The following is a 22,095-nucleotide window of genomic DNA, read 5'->3' as shown; positions in this document are numbered from 1 at the left end:
ACAGCTATGCTCTCTTTTATTAATTTTGAACAGAGGTAATAATTATGGAAGTAAGTTTTTTTAATTTTAAGCTAAAAATAAATAATACATCTATACGTTTATATGAAAACGAAAAATATGTTGGTGGTATGTCATGCTGCAATGGAATAAATCCAACTGATGTAAATAATTTTATTGAATGGTTATTTATTAATGATAAATTTATTGGAACAGCACATGGTGGAACAATATGTTAATTTTTATGTAATAAAAGGACTAATTATGCATGTTAAAATTTTTGATCATACATTTATAATAGGTAATTATAAAATTATAGAATACCATAATGGCAAAGAAATAAGTAGTTTTTATAGTAAAGTATCACTTTCTCCACAGGATGTAAAAGAATATTTTGATTGGCTTTTTATAAAAGGCAAATATCACTTTTGCGGTCATCCAGGTGGATTATTTGGACTTTAAAATAACTGTATTAATATTTGTATTTATACCATTATTCACTTCTGCTCTATTACTTATTATTATTTTCATATCACATATGATTTCAGTCAGCTCTTTTTGAGTATTTAGAGAAAGATCAAAACCATAATCACCAATCGCCATATAGTCTGTAGATAATAGTCTACTGATACCACATTCATGTTTTTCAGTACCTACAAGATATATTTGTGGTATTTCACACTTATTAAATCCTGCAATAAGTAAATGAATTCCATCATTTGATGCATGATTTTCTTCATAACTTTTCACTTCTTCGTATATACATTCTACATCATTTATATCTAATAGTATTGATTTAATTTCTAAGTATACCTTAAGGCAATCAAAATCATTTTTACTGCCAGCATAACCAATAACAACTCTATCACTAATCTGGTAAATTTTATTCTCGTTTTCGGTAACTATATTACCATTTTTATCCACAATTCTGGAATCAGCGCATACAATAATATCATTATCTTTTGAGATTGCAGCAATTACTAGACTCATCTTCTCTCCCATCCTTCAAACAAATCTATATATAAAATCCATTATGATTCAAGTAATAATTTTTGTCAATAATAGTCTGAATAGAAAGTAGGTGATTAATATGGCTATATTTGGCTCTTCTTTTACATATAACGGAAAATCTTCCGATGATTTTGGAGTTATTATTTGTGCCTCTGAACAGCCAGAATCAATTCCAATGGGATTAACAAGAGAAATTTTAAAAGGTGAAATTACAAGCAGACGACCTGTATCAAATTGGTATAATACAAAATATTCAGATGTACTTACATTTGAAGTAACAATTACCAAACCTGAAAATCGTGCTTTTTCAAGAGAAGAAGTTAGAGATATAAACGCCTGGTTAACAGGACCACGTACACCTACTCTTCTATTTTTTGAAGATGAAGCTTTTGACCCTATTAATTATTATGGAGTATTTACAGATGTAACTAACGTTTATGGTAGTGGTATTTTAATGCTTACGTATACATTTACTGCAGATTCTCCATATGGATGGAGTAACGAACGTGAGTTTGCTTATAACAACTTAGAGAATTGTTTACTTGCAGTAAATGATAAAAATGTATCTGTAAACAATAAAAATGTTGAGGTAACAATTCAAAACGCAGAATTATTTGAAGTGAACAATGATACAGATGAGATTGGTGATTTTACATATCCGTTAATAGCAATTTATTCTTATGCAGGTACGCAAATTACAATTGATAATTATTCCGAAATTTCTACTAATGATTTATTAAGTCATAGTCTTACTCTTACAATTCCAAATGCAATTGATTACACAAATCCACTTTATATAGATTCAAAAAATCATAAAATTTATTATTACAGTAATACAAAGAAAAAGAATATTCCGGTTCAATTATCCGATCTTGGGTTTACATCTGACAACCTTACAAATTTAGATAATGGTAGTTTGGAATTATATTGGGTTAGGTTAGTTCCTGGTGTAAACAAATTTAAAATAACAGGTGGATGCAGTATTAAAATGACATTCAGATGCCCAAGAAAGGTAGGTGCCTATTAATGAATTTTAATTACGACTATTTTGGGCTTGCTGAACCGGCTCGTTTTTATTTATGCAAAACAGATAATACAATAATCTGTGAATTGAATGGAATTGATCTTCAATCTGTCAGTTATACGAAACAGCTTAATAATTTTGATACTATCCAGTTTGATGTGCATAGATATGTGAACGGCGAAGAATCTAATGGATATGACATGCTTGACGAGGCAATGTACATATTTGTTGATGGAATTGGATATTTTCGTATGTCCTATCCGGAAGTTTCAAATGATGGATTTGATGAATATAAATCAGTATCTGCACAATCATGCGAATGCGAACTTGCATTAAAAACCCTAAAAAACTTTAAGATTAATACCGGAGAGACAGACAGCCGTGAATATTTGATTAATGGCAATGTAAAAGAAACCGATGAAGGTGTTAAAGTAGCAGTTAAAAACATTATTTTATATGATGAACTGTACAAAGATTTTTCATTGCTTGATATTGCAATTGAAAAGGTTTTTGGATGGAAAATTGGTTGGGTTGATCAGACAATAAGAGAAACAACGGTTATAGAGACTAAAGTAAACGATGATGGAACTGTTACTACTACTTCACAAATGGTTGATTCTAAGCGGTCATTTGATATAGACTCAAAAAATGTATATGCATTTCTAACGCAGGATGTATCAAAGAAATTCGAATGTATTTTCGATTTTAATATTATGACCAGGACAATTAATGTATATAGCGTAAAAGATTACGGTAAGGATTCAAATGTATTTATCTCTTATCGTAATTTGATTCAGACGTTGAATTATGCACCAGCTCAAGAAGATAATATTATGACAAGATTTGAAGTACGTGGTGGAGATGACCTTACAATTGATGCAGTCAATTTTGGTTCTTCTACTATTGAGAATCTTTCTTATTATCTTAGTACAAAACATGTAAGTCAAGGGTTAATTGACAGATATAATCAATGGTTATCTAAGCTTGACGAAGCACGTAAAAAATACATGTATTACAATCGTCAGTACAGCTTATATATGGAAAAGCGTGATGAAATCAATCTTAGAGTTCCGAATGATGGGTTGAATAATAATTGGAAACAATTTACCGTAAAAGACCTTGGAACTATTAAAAAGAAGTATACTACATATATGGATGCACTGAAAGATGTGAATCTTGGCTACTGGGATGAAAAAAACCAGAAGTGGCTTAATAAAGGTGCGGAGCAAGATTATATTGCATATCAGGGTATTCTTGAAATTATCGACAAAACCATTGAATATAAAAATAATACAGATCCTACACAGGATGATAAAAAGTCCAATGAAGTAGATGATTTGATTGAAGAATGGAATACAAATTGGGATCTGTTTGGTCTTCAAGAGTTAAAAACAAAAGAGAAAACATATCTGAATAATATTGATGCTTTAAAAGCTTATAAAAAGGCATGGAAAGATTTAAGTGAAGATGAAAAAGGTCACTTAACAGAGTCCAATTATAATATTTCTCATAATAAGTATTTGAAGTATTGGGAATACGAATACGGAAAAGATGAAAATGGGAACTTATATGCGGAACCAGAAAAAGGTGGATGCTCTGGTGCCATTAAGCAAAGACAAGGCGAATATGATGATATTCAGAATTTAATGAATGGTTTTTCAAAAAATATGTCCGAAGTTGCAACAATTAACAATAAAGAAAAATGCGGCATATTTACAAAGGAAGATCTTGAAACATTAAATAAACTGTACAATGAGACAGATTATGTAAATGATAATATTATCACCATTTCTACAAACACTGCTGCAGAGATAATCAATACTCAATACGAATTATTCCAAGATGCAACAACAGAGCTTTCTAAGGTGTGTCAGCCACAATTATCATTCACTCTTACAATGGATAACATTTTTGCTATTCCTGGATTTAAAGAATGGCAAGGAAATTTTGATATAGGTAATTTTATCCATCTCTCATTCGATAAAGATGATCAGTATTTTTTAAAACTTCGTATCTCATCTCTCACTTTTAATCCATGCGTTATTGAAAATAATTTTCAAATTGAATTCACAAACATGATTAGTTATAACGGTGGTCGTGATGACTTTGCTGTTTTACTTGATAATACAGTAAGCACAGCTAAAGACCAAATTACAGAATCTGTAAAAAGCAAATTAGATACATCCGGAATTGAAGTTTCAGATGCACTTATTAAGGCAATGGTGAGTTCAACCAGATTTTCAAATGCGGTATCTAACGGTGTGTTTGATACAATAAATGCTAATACAGGTGCTTTCGGACAGGTTATATCAAAAATGGTTAATGCTAGAGATATGATGGCAAACAGTGGTCTTTTTGAAACAATTAATGTTGATGCGACCACATCTAACTCGTTCTTGCACTTGATATTAATGCGACACGTATATCTGCAGGTACTCTTTCTGTAGATAGACTTATCATTCGTGGTGAAAAGAATTCTATCATGTATTCGTTTAATGAAAGTCTTGGAGCTGTTGAATCAAAGAACATTCCACCAGAAGATTATGATAAGTATTACATGGGTGGTAAAAATATTCAGGCACATACTATTACTGCCGATCAGATTCTTGCAAATTCATTAACTGCATCTGAAATTACTACTGATGACTTACGTGGTATAAATGGATGGATTAATCTTCATTCCGGTACTTTTACTTTCTATGGCAAATCAGAAAAGGTAATTATTGATGATATAAATAAGGATAAAAAACTCCTTGATAATTACATATCTTCGTGGGAATCTCCAAGAGGAACTAGCGGTGATGATTTAAGATATAAAGAATCTATGAGTTTTTCACCTATCGGATTAAACCAGGAAAAGTTGAAAAGTAAGATTGAAGAGTTAAAACCGTATACTACTGATTCAAGTGAAGTTTTAACTACATTACAGAAAAGTACGTTAATAAGATTCCTTGGAGAATTGGACAACTATATCATTTGGCTAAATGTAAATGACAAAATTTACAAAGAAAATAAATCTGCAAGTACATTAAATCAGATGACTCGAACAGATCTTGAAAAAGAGTTTGGAATCAATACTCTATCTGATGCAGAACGTACAACAAAGTATAATCTTATTAAAAATTATGTAGGTATTAAAGAAGCGTCAGAAGAAGACAATTCCGCAGGACTTATGGCGTGGAACGGACAGACTCTTACTGTTCGTGGAGACATTATTGCTAATAGTCTTACACTTGGTAAAAATGTAAATATTAGCAGTGAAAACATTTCTGATTTAAAAAATTATGTTACAACCAGTGGGCTTGATGAAAAATTAAAAGATTACACAACTACTTCCGATATGCAAAATGAAGGACTTGCTTTTATTGTCAAGAAAAATGGTTCTATTGGACAGTTTGATGGAACTATTAATCCAGATGATACGAAAGGTTATTTTTCTGTAAATACAGATGGGTTAATGATTGCACAAAATGCAGTAGTTTATGGAACTATTTATGCAAAAGCAGGAAAATTTACTGGAGATATCATAGCAAATTCATTAACTCTTGGTGACGGAGTGGATATTTCTACCGATAAAATAAGCGGTCTTGGAGAATATGCAAAATCATCAGATCTTAATGGATATGTAAGAACAGTAGATCTTGAACCGTATGCAAAAACAGAATCCTTGTCTGTATATTTTGAAAAAGATAAAGATTATGGAACCATTGTTGATGGTCAAACTGGAATAAAAGTATCTACAAATGGGCTTCTTCAAGCAAGTAATGCAATAATTTACGGAACAATATATGCAAGCTCTGGATGGTTTAAAGGAGAATTAAAGGCAGCCACCGGAACCTTTTCAGGAGAGTTAAAGGCAGCTACCGGAAGTTTTAGTGGAAATATTACTGCATCAACAGGAAGTATTGGTCCGTGGAATATAAATTCTGATGCTATTTATAAGGGAAGTGGATATAACATAGGCGGCCCTGGTAATGCATATTTTGGTAATTCTGGATTAAGTATATCTGATAAATTTATTGTTGATAGTGAAGGTAATATGACCGCAACTGATGCTACTATATCAGGAACAATCACCGCATCGTCTGGAAAGATTGGGCTTTTCAATATTAGTAATGATGGTTCTATTTACAATAAACCATACGGCACAGCAGGAAGTGGCTCTGATAGTTGTGGTCTTAGTGTAACTTCTGGAAAATATGCATTCTGGGCTGGAAGTGGAGCATTTTATGTAAATCAAGATGGTAGTATGCATTGCTCAAACGCAGATATTTTAGGTGGCATAACATCAAAGGGAAACAACACCATAACAGAATTAAGGAATGGACAATTATCTATGAAGTATGATTATGGAATAAGTGACGTAGAACCATTGCCAAAACTTTTAATGGGACTCGATGGAAATAATGAACCATATTTGTATTTTTATTCTGTCGCCCCATATACAAGCGTTTCTATATCTGGTGGTATTATAAGAGGGACATTAAATGGAAATGTTACTGGAGATGTTAGTGGTAATGTTAATGGATACATAATTAATTCAGAGTCAACAAGTTATCGACCTGCAATTTGTACATCAACAGATGATGGTGGAAAATATTATGTATCAATTATCAGAACTAACGTAGACAATAAAATTACAATTCGTGGAAAATGGGATTATCAAAAATTTGAGACAAGAACATTTCAACTTACAACATCTGATAGGAGATTAAAAAGAAATATAAAAAACACCAATATCGACAATGCATTAAGCCAAATCTTAAAAATAAATCATAGAGAATTTATATGGAAAGAATCAAATAATTATATAGATTTAGGATATATTGCTCAAGAATTAGAAGATATAAACCCTAACATGGTAATAAAACCATCTGAAAGCAATGAACCATATGGTGTAAATACATTCTATATGGAAAGTCTTATTACAAAATCAATCCAAGAAATGTATGCTGAATTAAAAGCAGAAAACAAGCAATTAAAGCAACGAATTGAATATTTAGAGCAACAAATCAACTAAGAGCATTCTATAACAGGAATGCTCTTTTTATATTAAAAATTAAGATAAAAAGGAGAAAAACTACTATGAAAATCACAAACGCAGCTATTTACGATATTATTGAGGCAACTAAGAAATTCAGTAACGCTAAAGGCAAAACAGCATTCGTACTCTTCCGTGTACTTCGTAAACTTCAAGATGAAATTAAAGACTGTGATGATCAGAAAAATAAATTAATTCAGGAATATGGTAAAGAGGTAGAAGGTGGAATAGCTATTCCTAACGATGACAAAGAAGCTTATGAGAAATTTATGGCTAAATTCACTCCTATCCTTCTGTATCAGATTGATGTAGATATTCCACAGCTCACCGAGGAAGAATTTGATTCTCTTTATGAGGTTGATGCACCTAACGCAACTATGAATGATTATGCTATTATTGACGCTTTTCTTGTAAAGAAACCGGAACCAGAAAAGAAAGAGGAAAAAGCAGATACAGAACCTGATGAAACAAAAGAAGCTGCAGTTGAATAAATTAAGGAGGCACATATGCGAAGTGTACTTGATATCACTTGCTATGAGTCTGATGGTGTTACTAGAATAAATCATCTTACACAATGGGATAAAGGACAGACCATATGTTTTGAAACATTTGGTCTGACTTCTCCGCCTGTGATTCATTGGTGCAATAGAATGAGTGAAGAAGCACTTCAGGTTAAATCATCTTTGAAAAATAATAAATTTTATGTAGATGTCCCAAACTCATTGCTTCAAGAGCCATACCCTCTTATTGGATATATTTATATATCTGAATCAAATAGCACTTCTGAAACAGTCGCACAGATTCGTATTCCACTAAAACAAAGACAAAAACCATCAGATTATTATTATATAAATAATGTAGATTTTGTAGTCAGTTATCAGGTTGGTTCTTTTGAATTTACAACTGGATCTACAGCTGGCGCAAAAACTTATACTTTAACATTCCCAAATAAATTCAAATCTATTCCAGTCGTATTCGCGACAACTAATCAAACAGATCCCCAAAACTATGCCGTTTCAATAACAAATAAAAGTCAAACTGGTGCCACTATTTGTATTTATAACAATGAAAATGGGGTTGATAAAAAACTGACGGTTAGTTGGATGGCTATTATTCCGTAAATTATATATTTGTTATTATTGTTAGAAAGGTGGTGTAAAATGTACACTCTTAGAATTACAGATGACAATAATGTTATTACTACAGTAAAAGAAAGTCTGATGGAGAAAAGTAATTGCGTGAACTCTATCCAGATTATTATTAATAAACTTTATAAAGAACAAATTGATATGACAGATACTACTGCTTATATGAAATATGTTCTTCCGGTTACAAAGAAAATTAAGATGACTCAGCTCATTGCAGATACAACAACTGATGAGAGTCATATTTTATATACTATTCCTGTGACAGCCAATATCTCTGCAGAACCAGGTGATATCGAGGTATCATTTACTTTCTTAAAACTTGTTCATGATGAAGAATCTGATACTACCACTTCTTATGTTCGAAAAACTGAATCTGGACTTATCCACATTACAAAATTAGCACAGTTTGATAGTTATGAACCAAGTGAAATGTTAACTGAACTTGACCAGAGAATTCTTGCACTTATGGCAACTGCTGAAGATATTAAAAAACTTGGTCAGGCAACTTATGACAATATGCCAATTGATATGAAACTTGATTCAGAAGCAAAGAAACTGACTCTTGTAAACGCTAATGGAAATACAGGTGATGGTGTTGGGATTGCAGACCTTTCAGACTCTATTGCAAAAGAACTTACAGGTACAGATCCAGATGGCACTCAAGATGGTATTACACATATTGACAAAGTTACAGGCGTACAGAGCCTTGATGAATTATTAAAATAAAAGATGGAGGGAGAACATGTCATTTAAAGATTCAAAAGCACAAATATTGGCTAATTCAGCTTCCGATGATAGTGATATCTCTACCATGGAGGCTGATTTAGCCACTACTGCTGTTGTTGACGATGGATATGTATTATGCACAGATGGACGATATGTTATCTATGATGAATACTATGATAATTCATATTCAACAGTGGATAAATTAAAAAATGTAACAGTAGACTCTTCACAGATTAATATTGTTCAGGAAACAAACAGTCAGTATATTCCATTCCGTATTCCGAGATATTGGGATGGTATTGACCTGATGAAAATGCTGATTCAAATTAGATACGAAAATGTGTCTACTAAAAAAGGACAAGTATCTACAGCTGTAAATGTTGCATCAAGTACAACAAATATTACGTTTGGTTGGTTAGTTGATCAGAATGTTACTGCTATCGCCGGTGATGTCAGATTTGAAATTATGGCAACTGGCTCAAACGAGAAAGGAAATACATACGTTTGGAGAACAAGACCAAATGGTAGACTTACTGTCCTTGAGGGATTAAATTATGATGGTATTGTTGAGCCATCAGATGACTGGTATGCAGGTTTTGTAACAACCATAATGGGTCATGTTAACGAAGCCAAAGAATACGCTGATCAGGCAAAAGCTTCTGCTGCTTCCGTAGATGTTAATACTATTAAGGCGGACGTGAAAAAATCTGTAACAGCAGATGTGAACGCAAATCTTGCAGAAAATTATTATAACAAAACAGAGATTGATACTAAGGTTCGAGAACTCAATGATGCTATAGGCGGAATTGATAGCTTAAAAAATCTTAAGGTCGATTATGATAACACAACTGGAAGACTTGTATTTAAAGATGGTACTGTTATTCTGACAACTATCACAATTAACAGTTTATCAAACTTAAATGTTACTTATGCCGTTGAAGGTGGTAAGGGTAAGCTTACTTTTAAAAATGGCGAAACAGAAATTCAGTCTGTGGAACTTAGCTCTATTGAACCGTCTGCACAGTGGACAGCTGCTCTAAAAGAGGAAATTAATACAGGAGTTGATACAAAAATCAGTCCTGTATCAGAAAAGGTAAATGCTGTGGAATCTTCGGTAACTAACTTTTCCAAAAAGGTTGAAACAAATACTTCTGATATTACAGCATTAAAAACAAAGACAACGGACCTTGAGAAAGCAGACGAAGCAATTCGTTCAACTGCATCTGAAGCCAAAAATACAGCAGATATTTTAAAACAGAATATTGCCGACTACGATTCACAGTTTAATACGATTAACGGTGACATTACAAATATTCAGGCTGATATTGATGAAATTAAAAAGAATCCAGCTGCAACAACATACGATGTTAATATTGTAGATACTACATTTACATGGTTTGAAAACGGAGAAATTGCAAAAACATTTACACTTCCAAGTGGCGGAGGTGGTGGTGGGTCTAACACTTCTACTATCACAATTGAACGTGTAACTCCTGCAGATGCAATTTTCTTACTTGGTGATAAAGCAGAAATCGAATACACATTTAGCTCTGTTGATAACACTGGCGATACAACTGGTGATGGTACAGCTATTTGGAAAGTAGGAAATACAATTGTATCAACAACCACTGCTTCTCAGGGAACTAACAAGGTTGATTTAACAGAGTATTTATCAGTAGGCTCTAATCAGATTAGAGTTAGTATCACGGATAGCTTTGGAACAATGTCATATAAAACTTGGACTGTTACTATTGTAGAATTTAAGCTTGAAAGTACATTTGATGATACACTGATTTACACTGATACAGACGTAGTATTTAGATATACACCTTATGGTAATGTAAATAAGACCATTCATTTTATCTTGGATGGACAGGAATTAGAATCCGTAACAACACAGGCTTCCGGTCGTATTATATCATACAATATTCCAAAACAGGAACATGGTGCTCATTTCCTTAAAGTATATATGACAGCAACAGTAAATAATAAAGATATTACTTCTGCTACTATCTATAAAGATATTGTATGCGTTGATCCGTCAAACAGAACTCCTATTATCGGATGCTCACAGCAAGAATTTACTGCAAAACAATATCAGGCTACAAGTATTAAATATGTTGTTTATGACCCAGCTCATAATCCTGCTACCGTTAAGTTGTCTATTGATGGAAAAACAGTTTCTACATTAACAGTTGACAGAACTGCGCAAGTATGGAGTTTTAAATCTTCTGAGGTTGGTCAGAAAAATCTTACTATTTCATGTCAGAAAATCACAAAAATTCTTACCGCACATATTGAAAAACTTGATATAGATGTAAATCCAATTACTACAAATCTTGCATTTGATTTTAACCCAGTTGGTTTATCAAATGGTGACGAGAACAGACTTTGGAGCGATGAAAATCATTCGGAAGTTGCTTTGACTGTATCAGATAACTTTGACTGGGACAACGGTGGTTATCAGATTGATGATGATGGAAATCAGTATTTCTGCGTAAAAGCAGGTACTACTGCTTCTATTAGTTATAATCTGTTTGCCAAAGACCCAAAACAAACTGGTGCTGAATTTAAGATTATTTTCAAAACTAAAAATGTAAGAAATGCTTCTGCCACTTTCTTGTCATGTCTCGATGGATTGGCAGATTCTAATATTGGACTTGAAATGAAAGTTCATGAGGCAAACATTTACACGTCCACAGACGATCTTTATTTCCCATATTCCGAAGAAGATATTATTGAGTATGAATATAATATCAATTCAATTGATACTAAAAGTACAACAGCAACATCTATTATCATGACATATGAAGATGGTGTTGGTGGCAGACCTATTATTTATGATAATTCACATAGATTACATCAGTACACTCCTGCTCCAATTTCTATCGGATCTCCAGACTGTGATGTGTTGATTTACAGGATAAAAGCTTATAGTGCAGCTCTAACAGATTCTGACGTATTATCTAACTTCATTGCAGACGCAAGAAACTCTGATGACATGATCGATAGATATAACCGAAATCAGATTTATAACGAAAACAATGCTCTTACACCGGATTCGGTTGCAAAAGCATGTCCTGATTTAAGAGTTATTAAGATTGAAGCGCCACATTTTACAAATGATAAGAAGGATTTTGTGCTAAATACTTCCATGGAATGTGTTTATGTAAATGGCGATCCAAAATTTGATAACTGGAAATTTACTAACGCCTGTCACGCTGGACAGGGCACTACCTCTAATGAATATGGTTTTGCAGCAAGAAACATTGATGTTATTTGCTGTTTTGATGGAATTCATAAGGTAAATAGTAAAATTGATCTTGATCCAAATTATAAAACAAAACTTGTTCTTGGCGATGGAACCGAATATACAGAGGGTGATGGTAAGATATCTCTTACTCGAAACTCCGTTCCTAATAACTGGCTGAATTTTAAAGTAAATGTGGCTTCTTCTGAAATGGCAAATAACGCACTTCTTCAGAAAAGATATAATGATTATCTGCCATATTCTACTCCTGCATCTCGTAAGGATAAAAAGATTAAAAACTCTATGGAATTTGTAAACTGTATTATTTTTGTAAAAGAAAGTGATCCGGATATTTCTACTCATAGAGAGTTTAATGATACAGAATGGCACTTCTACTCTCTTGCCAATATGGGTGATTCAAAAAAAACTGATATAACAAGAGCTTATGATCCAGATGATATGAACGAATGCTGTATTGAAATTAGCGATAATACACTTCCAAACTCTGTATTCCAAACCGGTGTAACAAATTCAGATGGTTCAATGAAATATCCTATTTCTAAAGATGAATGGAAAGCTGGTAATACAGCATACGACAATCTTTATAATAACTGGGATGGATCATTTGAATTTAGATATGACTGTTGTGGAGATTCAAAGGATGGTTCTGCGATTTCTAGTGATGAAGCAAAAGAAAAGATTCGTAAACAAAATAAACAAAATTGGAGAGACTTCTATGAATTTGTAATTACATCTTCTAATGAAGATTTTGTAGCTCATTTAGGCGATTGGTGCATTGTCAATTCGGTGTTGTATTTATACCTCTTCACACTTAGATATACAATGATTGACAATCGTTCAAAAAATGTATTCCCACATTGGGCAAAACATTATATTAGCAATGAAGAAGCTTCTACCCTTGGTGATAAAGCTAAGTATTACACTATAGATGATACGGCAGCTGCCATTCACAATGGATATAGATATGACTTGTGGGATTACGACAACGATACAGGACTTGGAATCAATAACAGTGGCGAGCTTACTATGTCTTATGGCAAAGAAGATACCGATTATAAGACAGATGGAGATCCAAGTTCTGGATACATCTTTAACGCTGCAGAATCTGTATTATGGTGTAGAATTCGTGATTTAATGCCAAAGCAACTTGCATCATTATATCAGTCTGTAGATTCAAACTGTTGGAGTGATACTCATCTTATTAATGAATTCGATGCTTGGCAGAATCAATTTCCAGAAGAATTATGGAGAATCCATTACGAAAGATTATATCTTCGTACATATCAAGGTGTTATCTTTCCAGGAAAAACTGAAGTAACAAAGTCAGACAGATTCCTTAAAGAATGATGAACGGACGTAAAAAATATCAGCGTAGACAGTGGGAACGTGATCAACATGCATATATGGGAACAAAATTCCTTCATACTGATGTTAAGTCTGATCAGATTATGTTCCGTTGTAATACTCCTAAGACAGCTGTTGTAAAACCAGATTATACATTAAGAATTGTTCCATACTCAGACATGTATATTTCTGTACTTTATGGTAATTCACCGGAAACAACTCAGATTCGTGCAAAAGCAGGTCAGGAATATGAAATTACAACTAACTTAACTAATATGGATGATACTGCCATTCTTATCTATTGCGCATCAAGAATCCAGGCACTTAATGATTTATCTGCTTGTTATATCCATGATAATGATTTCTCTAAAGCATCGAAGCTTAAAACTCTTATTATTGGTAATGAAACAAATGGCTATCAGAATACGTTCTTAACGGCTCTCAATATGGGTAATAATACACTTCTTGAAACTCTTAATATTAAGAATTGTCCAAACTTAACAGGATCTGTAAATCTTTCTGCATGTGAGAATCTTATTAATCTTTACGCACAGAATACTGCTATTACTTCTTTCCTGCTTGCTAATCACGGTAAGATTAAGAATGCATATTTACCTGCAACAATTAATACTCTTACGTTTAAAAATCTGAAAGACCTTACAAATCTTAATGTAGCATCTTATGATAATCTGCAGACATTTGTTTGCCAGAATTCTATTGTGGATGCACTTGAAATTATAAAAACTGCTATTTCGACACTTAAGACCGTAAGTATTACAGGTATTGACTGGAATCTTGAAAATACTGATCTTTTAAAGAAATTAGCAAAGCTTGGTGGTATTGACGAAAATGGTATTACCATTGACCAGTCTGTATTAACAGGAACTATTCACATTCCAGTTATGCGTCAACAGGAGTATAAAGACTTTGTTGGAACTGATGACGAGCCAGGTATCTGGACAAATCTTACAATCACATACGATTCTATGATTGCACAGTTTAAAGTTTCATTCTTAAATGACGATTCAAACAAAACTGTGTTAGATATTCAGTATGTTGACAAAGGCTCATGCGCTGTAGATCCTACAACTCGTCAGGATGATCCTATAGCTATACCTATAAAACAAAGTACCATTGAAAATGATTTTACATTTAAGGGATGGGACACTGTTCTTTCAGATAAAATCTTTGCAGATAGAGTTATCAATGCAGTTTATACAAGTACAATCAGAAATTATACCGTAAAGTATAACTCTAAAGGTTTAACCTTACAGGAAACTGTAGCCCCATATGGAACTTATGTTAAATACGAGGGTGATACTCCTGTATACACAGCCGAGGAAGCTGCCTATAAATACAATTTATTTAAAGGATGGGATCAGTCCGGATATGTAAACGGTGATAAAACTGTAAACGCAGTGTTTGACACCTGTGAATATGTAGACGGATACTTCAATGATAAAGATCTCAAAGACCTGTCTCAGGTTGAGTTATATGCAATGATGAAAATGGGACTTGAGCAGAAAGTTCTGTCACTGAAAGACTCATTTGATTTTACACTTGGAGTTGACTTCCATTACAACGATATTGAGGAAGAAGAATTAATCTCTTCCACAACAGTATTTGACGGAACAAACCATATTGATACTGGAATCTCTATTATGGATAAGGATAAGGATTTCACATTTGCGATTGACTTTGAATTTGATAACGAGAACGCAACAGGTGCTACTTTGGCACAGTGTTTCCAGGGTGATGGTTCTAACGGATTCCGCTTATGGTATAGTCAGAGTTACAAATTATCATGGGGAACTGATAGTGCGAATGCATCAAGCTCCGGTGGACGTGAAATTATTGTAATTCGTCATAAGGCAGGAAGTCAAAAGCTCTATGTATACAATTCTAATATGTCTGGAAATGCAATCTCTACTGCTACTCTTCAGGCAATCCGTATTCCCGAAATCACATCAACTCTTGTTTTTGGATGCTCAAAGGCAGATGATGGTGCTTATGAAAACTATGCAAAAGGCAAGATCCACTGGTGCAAACTGTGGTATTCAGACCTTGGTGAAGAACAATGTTCGGATATTGCAGCATGGATTCATGAAACGATTCCAATGGAAGTAGCTAAATTTAAAGCATACTACTTATCAGATGTCGCTTCTAAGAGAGCAAATGTAACATTTATTGCTTCAAATCTTCTTGGTTCTAAGAAAGCTTATAGTAACAAGTCTACAAATACCGGTGGATGGGCAGAATCTACGCTTAATACGTGGATGAACACTCGTATAACGAAAGCTATACCACCACTCTGGAAAGCACTGATTAAGCCTGTTAAAGTTAGTTCTTCTACTGGAAATAAATCGAATACAATATCAACATCTAATTGTCGTTTTTATGTACCAGCACTATATGATATTGATGCTTCTGCAGGAAGTGATCCGTATAGTTCTGAAACAAATGCAACAATTCAATATTATGTTGATAACGATTCAAGAAAGAAGGCAAGAACTTCAAGTCCAGATGTTTACGAGTCTTACTGGACTAGATCACCAAATGCCCAGGTATCTAACTGGGTTTACTCTGTAAGTGAGCAAGGTGATACATATGGATATTCTTATCCTGGACAGGAAAATGGAGTTCTTCTTATGTTTAGCATTACATGTGAGGGGTAGGGAAACCTACCTCTCTTTTTAATATGAAGGGAGAAATCACATGTACTACAAAGTAACTAATTCAATGACACAAGATATTGTGGATGTCATTAAGGAAATTCACTATATACAGTACCAAGAGAAACATAAAATACTGATTTTATGTGACATCAAAATTGCACAGGCTATTTTAAGTTCAGACGGTAAAAAAGGCTGGCATATTGATGGGCTGTATAATTTCCCACTTGATAACACAATATACGAAATTGAGCCTATTTCACGATTAGAATACGAAGAAATAGACGCAAAATTACACGAGGTAGATTAACATGGCAAAATTACCAGTATTTTTTACTGCCTCAACAAAAGCGATTGCTGAAAAAGCAATTCAGCGAGGTATCTTAAAATATCCAGGGCTTTGCTATATAGAAGACGGAAATGTAATTGCATGGATGACTGAAGATAATGAGATCAGATATACAAAAGGTGATAAACAAATCACTGACGTAAGATTTTCTGGATCAAATCTTCAGTTTTTTAATGAAAAGAAATTACTCTTCTCTTATGATCTATCCATGACAGACGAGGACAAGGACCATATTGTTGATGAAGTAAAACGACAAATCGGGCTTGATAATTATATAAAATCCTCAGAGCTATCTACTATATTAGATAATATTATTGGAAATCTCGAAGATAAGCAAACTGTTGTAGATTATATTAACAGTCTGTCTTATAGAAAGCTCACAGATAAACCAATTGAATATTTGATCGGATCTCTTACAGTACCGGTCACAATTTCGACTCTTGATGATGGAATTTATAAAATCAAGGGTCAATTTATTATTGGTGGTAATAGCACCACCGTTCACTCTTCTGCAGATGAAGTGTTCTTTTTAGTTTCACATGATGAAGATACTCACGGCACATCTATTACTCAATTCAAAGGCAATTCTATACTTCTCTACTTTATCCAACAAGATGGTGATTACGTAACGGACAAATATGTAACTGAAAAATGGGTAAATGATCAGAATTTTATGTCTGCGGACTCTGCAAAACAATTCATTCAGGAACAGCTTGAGCTGACTGTATCAGATCTTGTTGATAAGAAAATAGACGAAGCTTTAGATAAAAAAATCGGTGGACTTGAATCTGCTGATATTGCAAACATATTTAACTAAATTTCCAAGGAGGAACAAATATAATGGCTGGAAAATTACAATTCATGACAATTAATAATCTTCAGGAGTTCTTGAATCTTCACAATGTGCAGATTGATAAAAAGATTTCCGATGCTGTAGCAAACTCCATTAAAACTGTATCCCAGTCTGAGGATGGATACACAATTTACTTTTATACTAAAACTGCACCAGTAACAATCGAAGATGCCGTATTTACACTGAGTCTTCCACAGCCACTGACAAAAATAGATAAAGTTAAGAACGCAGTAGAGGGTAATATTCCAAGTCTTAGCAAAGATGGTAATTTGGTAGATTCCGGAAAATCTGTTACAGACTTTGATGCTGCTGGTGCTGCAGATACTGCAAAAGCAGAGGTGTTAGGTGTAGTTGGTACTATTCCAGCCGATGCAACAGCTAAGAACGTAGTTGACTACATTAAAGAAGTTGTTACTGCCGGTGCTTACGATGACAAGCAGATTAAAGCAGACATCGCAGCAAACAAAGGAGCTATTGATACCCTGAACGGAACAGGCGATGGTTCTGTAAAGAAAGCCGTTTCCGATGCTGTAGCTAAAATCGTAGCAGAGGCTCCAGAAGCTTATGATACTCTGAAAGAAATTTCTGATTGGATCACAAATCATACATCAGATGCTGCTACAATGAACAGCCAGATTAATACAAACAAAACAGATATTGCTAATCTGAAAACTTTGATTGGTACATTACCTGACACAGCAACCTCTAAAGATATTGTAAGCTACATTGCTGAGTACGTATCTAAAGCTCTTGCTGATTCTGATCTCTCTCAGTATGCAACAGCTGAGGCTCTGAAGGCTTGCGTAGGTAGAGTAGATGCTATTGAGAAGAAAATTCCTACTCTTGAAGCAGCCGACACAGCTAATACAGAAGCCATTAATGGTGTTAAGACTAGAGTTGAAACCGTAGAAGGCAAAGTCAAAGCTATTGAAGATGATCTTGCAGTTGAGAAACCAAAGATTGCAAAAAATGCAACTGATATTGCAGCCTTACAAGGACTTGTTGGTGATGGTTATGAAGCTATTCCATCTGAAAAGATTCAGGCTCTTTTTAAAGTAACTGAATGATTATTGTAAAGGAGGGGAAATTCCCCTCCTTTTTTGAAAGGGCATAATGGACATGAAAACACAATTTCTTGACTATAGCGGATTAGGGGAAGCCGTAAATTTAATAAAAAAATATATTGCCGACCATAAAGAAATTCTTCCTTATGCTTCTTTAGGATCGTTCCCCAAAATTGGAAATGAAGATTGTCTTTATATTGACATATCTTCAGGTTTATTTTACCGTTGGAATACTAATGGTAAGCAATATATATTACTTGGCGGTAAATCAGTTAAAGAAGTTTCAATTGAATCTGGAAGCACGAATGGAACAATTAAACTTATTGTAGATGGTGTAAAAACAGATAATATTGAAATAAAAGGATTAGGTGCTGCTGCTTTTATAGACAATTATGCAGGATCAACAATTCCAGGTGGTCCGGCAATAAACGCAATGGATATTGCATCACAAACTCCAATTCTTGCCGTTGGTGATGAGCAGAATAATATTTCTGTAAAGAAAAATACCAATGGTACTTTTATGAATGGCGAGATTAATGTTGAAGTCAATCTTTCTGTAAATGGCAAAGCGCTTAACGTTGATGGGAAAACTCTTACAGTAGCGCAAAGCAACACTTCAGATAAATATGCAATGCGTAATGCATTGGATTTTGCATGGTATAAAACTCATTGGCAAATTGGTAATGTTCGATCAAATGCAGAGGATAGTATCGGATTTGGATTCGCGTATAGCATGATGAAGGAGAACATTTCATTCCGAAAGCTCTCTTATCTGATTCGGGACAGTTTACTGTTGACAGCCTAAAAGCCAATATTATATTGGGAGATCTTTCCGGTAATGCAACATCTGCATCAAAAGTACCATGGAGTGGAATTACTGGAAAGCCGGATTCAATGCCAGCCTCAGATGTATTTCCATGGGCTAAAGAAGCAACAAAGCCAACTTACACATATGTTGAGGTAGGTGCTGCACCATTAGAACATAACCATGATGATCTATATTATACAGAAGCTGAGATTACCGCATTCTTAAATAAAAAAGCTAACATAGAACATAATCACGATTCAGTTTATTATACACAGACAAAAATAAATGAATTGCTGTTACAGAAATCAGACTTGGGACACAAACATGCAAAAGGGGATGTTGGTTTATCAAATGTTGATAATACGGCTGACAAGGACAAAGTTGTTAAATCAGCTGCTTCAGCAGATGCTGTTGCATGGATTAATGTATTAAACAAGCCAGATTCATATATTCCATCTGCCCATGGTCACATGATTGCAGAAATAACAAACTTACAAACATCTCTTGATAGCAAATCAAATATAAACCATACACATGATGATAGATATTTTACCGAGACAGAAACGACAAATCTTTTAAAAAACTATATGCCAATTGGTAGTACTGTGTCTTGGAATAAATTGACGGATGTCCCGAAAACGTTTGCACCATCCGAGCATACACACAACTATGCAGCATCATCTTCCGCTGGTGGTGCAGCTACAAGCGCTTTAATGATATCCGCACAGACACCTATACTAGCATCTGGAAATGAATCAAATGATATTTCAGTTAAACAGAATGCTAATGGCACATTTACAGGTCGTTCATTTAAACTGGATATAGGAATTGCTCTTGGCGGAAAGGTTATATCAATTGGCGGTAGATCAGTTGTTGTATCTAAACCTATGAGTGCATCGGCAAAATATGCCCTTAGAAACGCACTTGATTTTAAGTACTATTCAAGCCATTGGCAAATAGGTAATATCAGAGCAAATTCTAATGAAAGCATTGGATTTGGATTTGCTTATAGTGACGATGGAACTACTTATTACCCAAAAGCAATATTAACAACAGCCGGTGTCCTTTCAATTGAAACAATTAGAGCAAATAGATTTGAGGGTAGATTATACGGAACCGCAAGTTCTGCTGACTCTGTAACATGGACTGCAATTACCGGTAAACCAGCTACATATACCCCATCTGCGCATAACCACAATGATTTGTATTATACACAAGCTCAGATGGATGATAAACTTTTTGGAAAATCGGATATTAATCATACTCATGATTATCTTCCACTTTCTGGTGGTAGTATAACTGGAGCAGTAAATTTTTTAGATGATTATAATAATCCTACTATTAACATTTCTTCAATATTAGGATATTTAGATAATGGAGAAACAAACTCTCGCACATTGCTACTACTATATAATAATATTTACAAAGATGGAGCCAAAACAAGTAGTTATACTGCTAGAATTGGTTACTCTGGTAATAAAAATGTAAACCTGGAAATCCCTGACAAGTCTGGAATGATTGCTGTTACAGATGATATCCCGGCAACCTACTCATGGGACTCTATAATTGATAAGCCAGACATTTATAATATGGAAATTGGTAGTACAAGTGGCGGAGCAGATTTTATTACTGGAAATACTGTTTGTGTTAACAACAATTTGATAATTAATAAGAAGCTAGAGATCAAAAGCAATGTTAAAGTAAACGGCGGATTAAATACACAAAATTTAGTTCCTGCTGCAGATTCTACTTACTTTATTGGTACAAGCAATCAACGTTATTACGGATATTTTACAAGAATACATACAGATTCAATTATACCAAATTCCACAGGACAAGGTAGTATTGGTAGTACAACATCAAAATTTTCCAACTTATATGTAAATAACATTGGATCATCTATATATCCATGTAACTCAATATCATCTGCGAGTTTTAGCGTTCCAACAGAAAATGGAGGGTCAAGTGTTGCTTTTATATCTTCAAGAGTAAAAAATAGTTGCCAAAGTGGATATATTTATCTTAAATACGATCAAGGTATTACGTATATTGAGCCGTGTGAGTCTAAAATTGGAACAATAAATGTTACTCTTCCATCCGTTTCCGGTGAGCTTCAGGTTTCTACGTCTGATATTCGTCTTAAAGATAATATTCATGATTCCACTATTAATGCCATTAATCTTATAGATAAAATTAAAGTACGACAGTTTGATTGGCGTACAGATCATTCGCATCAAGATATAGGATTTATTGCTGATGAGCTTGAACAATTGGATTCACGTCTTGCAACAAGTGGTTCAGATGAACTTGACGAAAATGGATTGCCTAAAAATCCAAAATGTGTAAATGATTTCTATCTTATGGGATATATGGTAAAAGCTATGCAAGAAATGTCTCAGAAGATTACAGAACTTGAAAATAAATTGAATAGAAAGGAGATGCTGTCATGTTGATTCCATGGCAGCTATTTTTATTATGGATTCAATTAATGCCAATACTTTGACCGAAGTTACAACGGTCCCAACAAATAAAAAACTTATCTTTACTGACCCAGATACTAACGAGGGTGGAATTATTACAATGGAAAATCTGACAAAACAGGTGTTACAAAATTTGACATCGCAGGCGTTTGCCCTTGATGCTGGAAATATGACTATCCCTGCTGCTCTTAATGCGCTAAATAGTGACCGGATCAGGAAGTCAGAAAACATATATTCTAGTTCTGATCTTGCTGAAGATACACTTATAAAATGTAACCATGGAGAAATTAGGTTATTCACAATACAA

The 22,095-nt window shown here is 33.9% G+C and carries 17 protein-coding genes; 16 read left to right on the top strand and 1 reads right to left on the bottom strand.

The annotated features are described in order from the left end of the window. The first annotated feature begins 44 nt into the window (after nucleotides 1–44). Both DW904_RS19730 and DW904_RS19725 read left to right on the top strand, forming a co-directional pair. Nucleotides 45–236 (top strand): hypothetical protein, encoded by a 192-nt coding sequence (locus DW904_RS19730; RefSeq protein WP_118583832.1) that lies wholly within the window; start codon nucleotides 45–47, stop codon nucleotides 234–236. Then, nucleotides 217–459 carry a hypothetical protein gene (locus DW904_RS19725; RefSeq protein WP_118583830.1) on the top strand — a complete coding sequence of 81 codons (243 nt, stop codon included), beginning with the start codon at nucleotides 217–219 and terminating at the stop codon, nucleotides 457–459. The genes DW904_RS19730 and DW904_RS19725 overlap by 20 nt, the downstream gene beginning before the upstream one ends. On the opposite strand, the gene DW904_RS19720 is transcribed toward DW904_RS19725, so the two are convergent. Continuing rightward, the gene (locus tag DW904_RS19720) at nucleotides 445–987 is read right to left on the bottom strand and encodes a hypothetical protein (protein WP_202187783.1); all 543 of its coding nucleotides are present in this window, start codon (nucleotides 985–987) and stop codon (nucleotides 445–447) included. The genes DW904_RS19725 and DW904_RS19720 overlap by 15 nt on opposite strands. 100 nt (nucleotides 988–1,087) lie before the next feature. On the opposite strand from DW904_RS19720, the gene DW904_RS19715 reads away from it, so the two are divergent. The 14 genes from DW904_RS19715 to DW904_RS19650 form a co-directional block, all read left to right on the top strand. Next, on the top strand, nucleotides 1,088–2,035 hold the full coding sequence (locus DW904_RS19715) for a phage tail domain-containing protein (protein ID WP_118583826.1): 948 nt from the start codon (nucleotides 1,088–1,090) through the stop codon (nucleotides 2,033–2,035). After that, nucleotides 2,035–4,479 carry a hypothetical protein gene (locus tag DW904_RS19710; protein WP_118583824.1) on the top strand — a complete coding sequence of 815 codons (2,445 nt, stop codon included), beginning with the start codon at nucleotides 2,035–2,037 and terminating at the stop codon, nucleotides 4,477–4,479. Before DW904_RS19715 ends, DW904_RS19710 begins: the two co-directional genes overlap by 1 nt. Nucleotides 4,480–4,514: 35 nt before the next feature. Next, on the top strand, nucleotides 4,515–7,052 hold the full coding sequence (locus DW904_RS19705; RefSeq protein WP_118583822.1) for a tail fiber domain-containing protein: 2,538 nt from the start codon (nucleotides 4,515–4,517) through the stop codon (nucleotides 7,050–7,052). 65 nt (nucleotides 7,053–7,117) lie between these two features. Then, complete coding sequence (locus DW904_RS19700) at nucleotides 7,118–7,564, top strand: hypothetical protein (RefSeq protein WP_118583820.1); 447 nt, start codon at nucleotides 7,118–7,120, stop codon at nucleotides 7,562–7,564. A gap of 15 nt (nucleotides 7,565–7,579) precedes the next feature. Further along, a complete protein-coding gene (locus DW904_RS19695) occupies nucleotides 7,580–8,194 on the top strand; it encodes an H-type lectin domain-containing protein (RefSeq protein WP_118583818.1) in 615 nt (204 codons plus the stop codon). Between the two features lie 39 nt (nucleotides 8,195–8,233). After that, nucleotides 8,234–8,947 carry a hypothetical protein gene (locus tag DW904_RS19690; protein WP_118583816.1) on the top strand — a complete coding sequence of 238 codons (714 nt, stop codon included), beginning with the start codon at nucleotides 8,234–8,236 and terminating at the stop codon, nucleotides 8,945–8,947. A gap of 16 nt (nucleotides 8,948–8,963) precedes the next feature. Further along, a complete protein-coding gene (locus tag DW904_RS19685; protein WP_118583814.1) occupies nucleotides 8,964–13,565 on the top strand; it encodes a hypothetical protein in 4,602 nt (1,533 codons plus the stop codon). Further along, complete coding sequence (locus tag DW904_RS19680; RefSeq protein WP_118583812.1) at nucleotides 13,562–16,237, top strand: DUF6273 domain-containing protein; 2,676 nt, start codon at nucleotides 13,562–13,564, stop codon at nucleotides 16,235–16,237. The genes DW904_RS19685 and DW904_RS19680 overlap by 4 nt, the downstream gene beginning before the upstream one ends. 40 nt (nucleotides 16,238–16,277) lie before the next feature. Next, nucleotides 16,278–16,544, top strand: coding sequence for a hypothetical protein (locus DW904_RS19675; RefSeq protein WP_118583810.1), 267 nt, complete (start codon nucleotides 16,278–16,280; stop codon nucleotides 16,542–16,544). Nucleotide 16,545: 1 nt separating this feature from the next. Continuing rightward, a complete protein-coding gene (locus tag DW904_RS19670) occupies nucleotides 16,546–17,400 on the top strand; it encodes a hypothetical protein (protein WP_118583808.1) in 855 nt (284 codons plus the stop codon). A gap of 23 nt (nucleotides 17,401–17,423) precedes the next feature. Then, on the top strand, nucleotides 17,424–18,503 hold the full coding sequence (locus DW904_RS19665; protein WP_118583806.1) for a hypothetical protein: 1,080 nt from the start codon (nucleotides 17,424–17,426) through the stop codon (nucleotides 18,501–18,503). 52 nt (nucleotides 18,504–18,555) lie between these two features. Continuing rightward, nucleotides 18,556–19,305 carry a hypothetical protein gene (locus tag DW904_RS19660; RefSeq protein WP_147422354.1) on the top strand — a complete coding sequence of 250 codons (750 nt, stop codon included), beginning with the start codon at nucleotides 18,556–18,558 and terminating at the stop codon, nucleotides 19,303–19,305. Between the two features lie 14 nt (nucleotides 19,306–19,319). Beyond that, a complete protein-coding gene (locus DW904_RS19655; RefSeq protein ID WP_147422353.1) occupies nucleotides 19,320–21,761 on the top strand; it encodes a tail fiber domain-containing protein in 2,442 nt (813 codons plus the stop codon). Between the two features lie 22 nt (nucleotides 21,762–21,783). Continuing rightward, nucleotides 21,784–22,095 (top strand): hypothetical protein (locus DW904_RS19650; protein WP_147422352.1); only part of this gene is annotated, 312 nt, incomplete at its 3' end.

Source organism: Ruminococcus sp. AM42-11, from assembly GCF_003480145.1.
GTDB classification, from domain to species: Bacteria; Bacillota; Clostridia; order Lachnospirales; family Lachnospiraceae; genus Blautia_A; species Blautia_A faecis.
Note: the sequence above shows the minus strand (reverse complement) of the source record. Positions and strands in the feature narration are given on the sequence as shown.

Bases quoted from the DNA above. Each gene is read 5' to 3' on its own strand.
- DW904_RS19730 (WP_118583832.1), top strand. From the start codon at position 45: ATGGAAGTAAGTTTTTTTAATTTTAAGCTAAAAATAAATAATACATCT.
- DW904_RS19725 (WP_118583830.1), top strand. From the start codon at position 217: ATGGTGGAACAATATGTTAATTTTTATGTAATAAAAGGACTAATTATG.
- DW904_RS19720 (WP_202187783.1), bottom strand. From the start codon at position 987: ATGAGTCTAGTAATTGCTGCAATCTCAAAAGATAATGATATTATTGTA.
- DW904_RS19715 (WP_118583826.1), top strand. From the start codon at position 1,088: ATGGCTATATTTGGCTCTTCTTTTACATATAACGGAAAATCTTCCGAT.
- DW904_RS19710 (WP_118583824.1), top strand. From the start codon at position 2,035: ATGAATTTTAATTACGACTATTTTGGGCTTGCTGAACCGGCTCGTTTT.
- DW904_RS19705 (WP_118583822.1), top strand. From the start codon at position 4,515: ATGTATTCGTTTAATGAAAGTCTTGGAGCTGTTGAATCAAAGAACATT.
- DW904_RS19700 (WP_118583820.1), top strand. From the start codon at position 7,118: ATGAAAATCACAAACGCAGCTATTTACGATATTATTGAGGCAACTAAG.
- DW904_RS19695 (WP_118583818.1), top strand. From the start codon at position 7,580: ATGCGAAGTGTACTTGATATCACTTGCTATGAGTCTGATGGTGTTACT.
- DW904_RS19690 (WP_118583816.1), top strand. From the start codon at position 8,234: ATGTACACTCTTAGAATTACAGATGACAATAATGTTATTACTACAGTA.
- DW904_RS19685 (WP_118583814.1), top strand. From the start codon at position 8,964: ATGTCATTTAAAGATTCAAAAGCACAAATATTGGCTAATTCAGCTTCC.
- DW904_RS19680 (WP_118583812.1), top strand. From the start codon at position 13,562: ATGATGAACGGACGTAAAAAATATCAGCGTAGACAGTGGGAACGTGAT.
- DW904_RS19675 (WP_118583810.1), top strand. From the start codon at position 16,278: ATGTACTACAAAGTAACTAATTCAATGACACAAGATATTGTGGATGTC.
- DW904_RS19670 (WP_118583808.1), top strand. From the start codon at position 16,546: ATGGCAAAATTACCAGTATTTTTTACTGCCTCAACAAAAGCGATTGCT.
- DW904_RS19665 (WP_118583806.1), top strand. From the start codon at position 17,424: ATGGCTGGAAAATTACAATTCATGACAATTAATAATCTTCAGGAGTTC.
- DW904_RS19660 (WP_147422354.1), top strand. From the start codon at position 18,556: ATGAAAACACAATTTCTTGACTATAGCGGATTAGGGGAAGCCGTAAAT.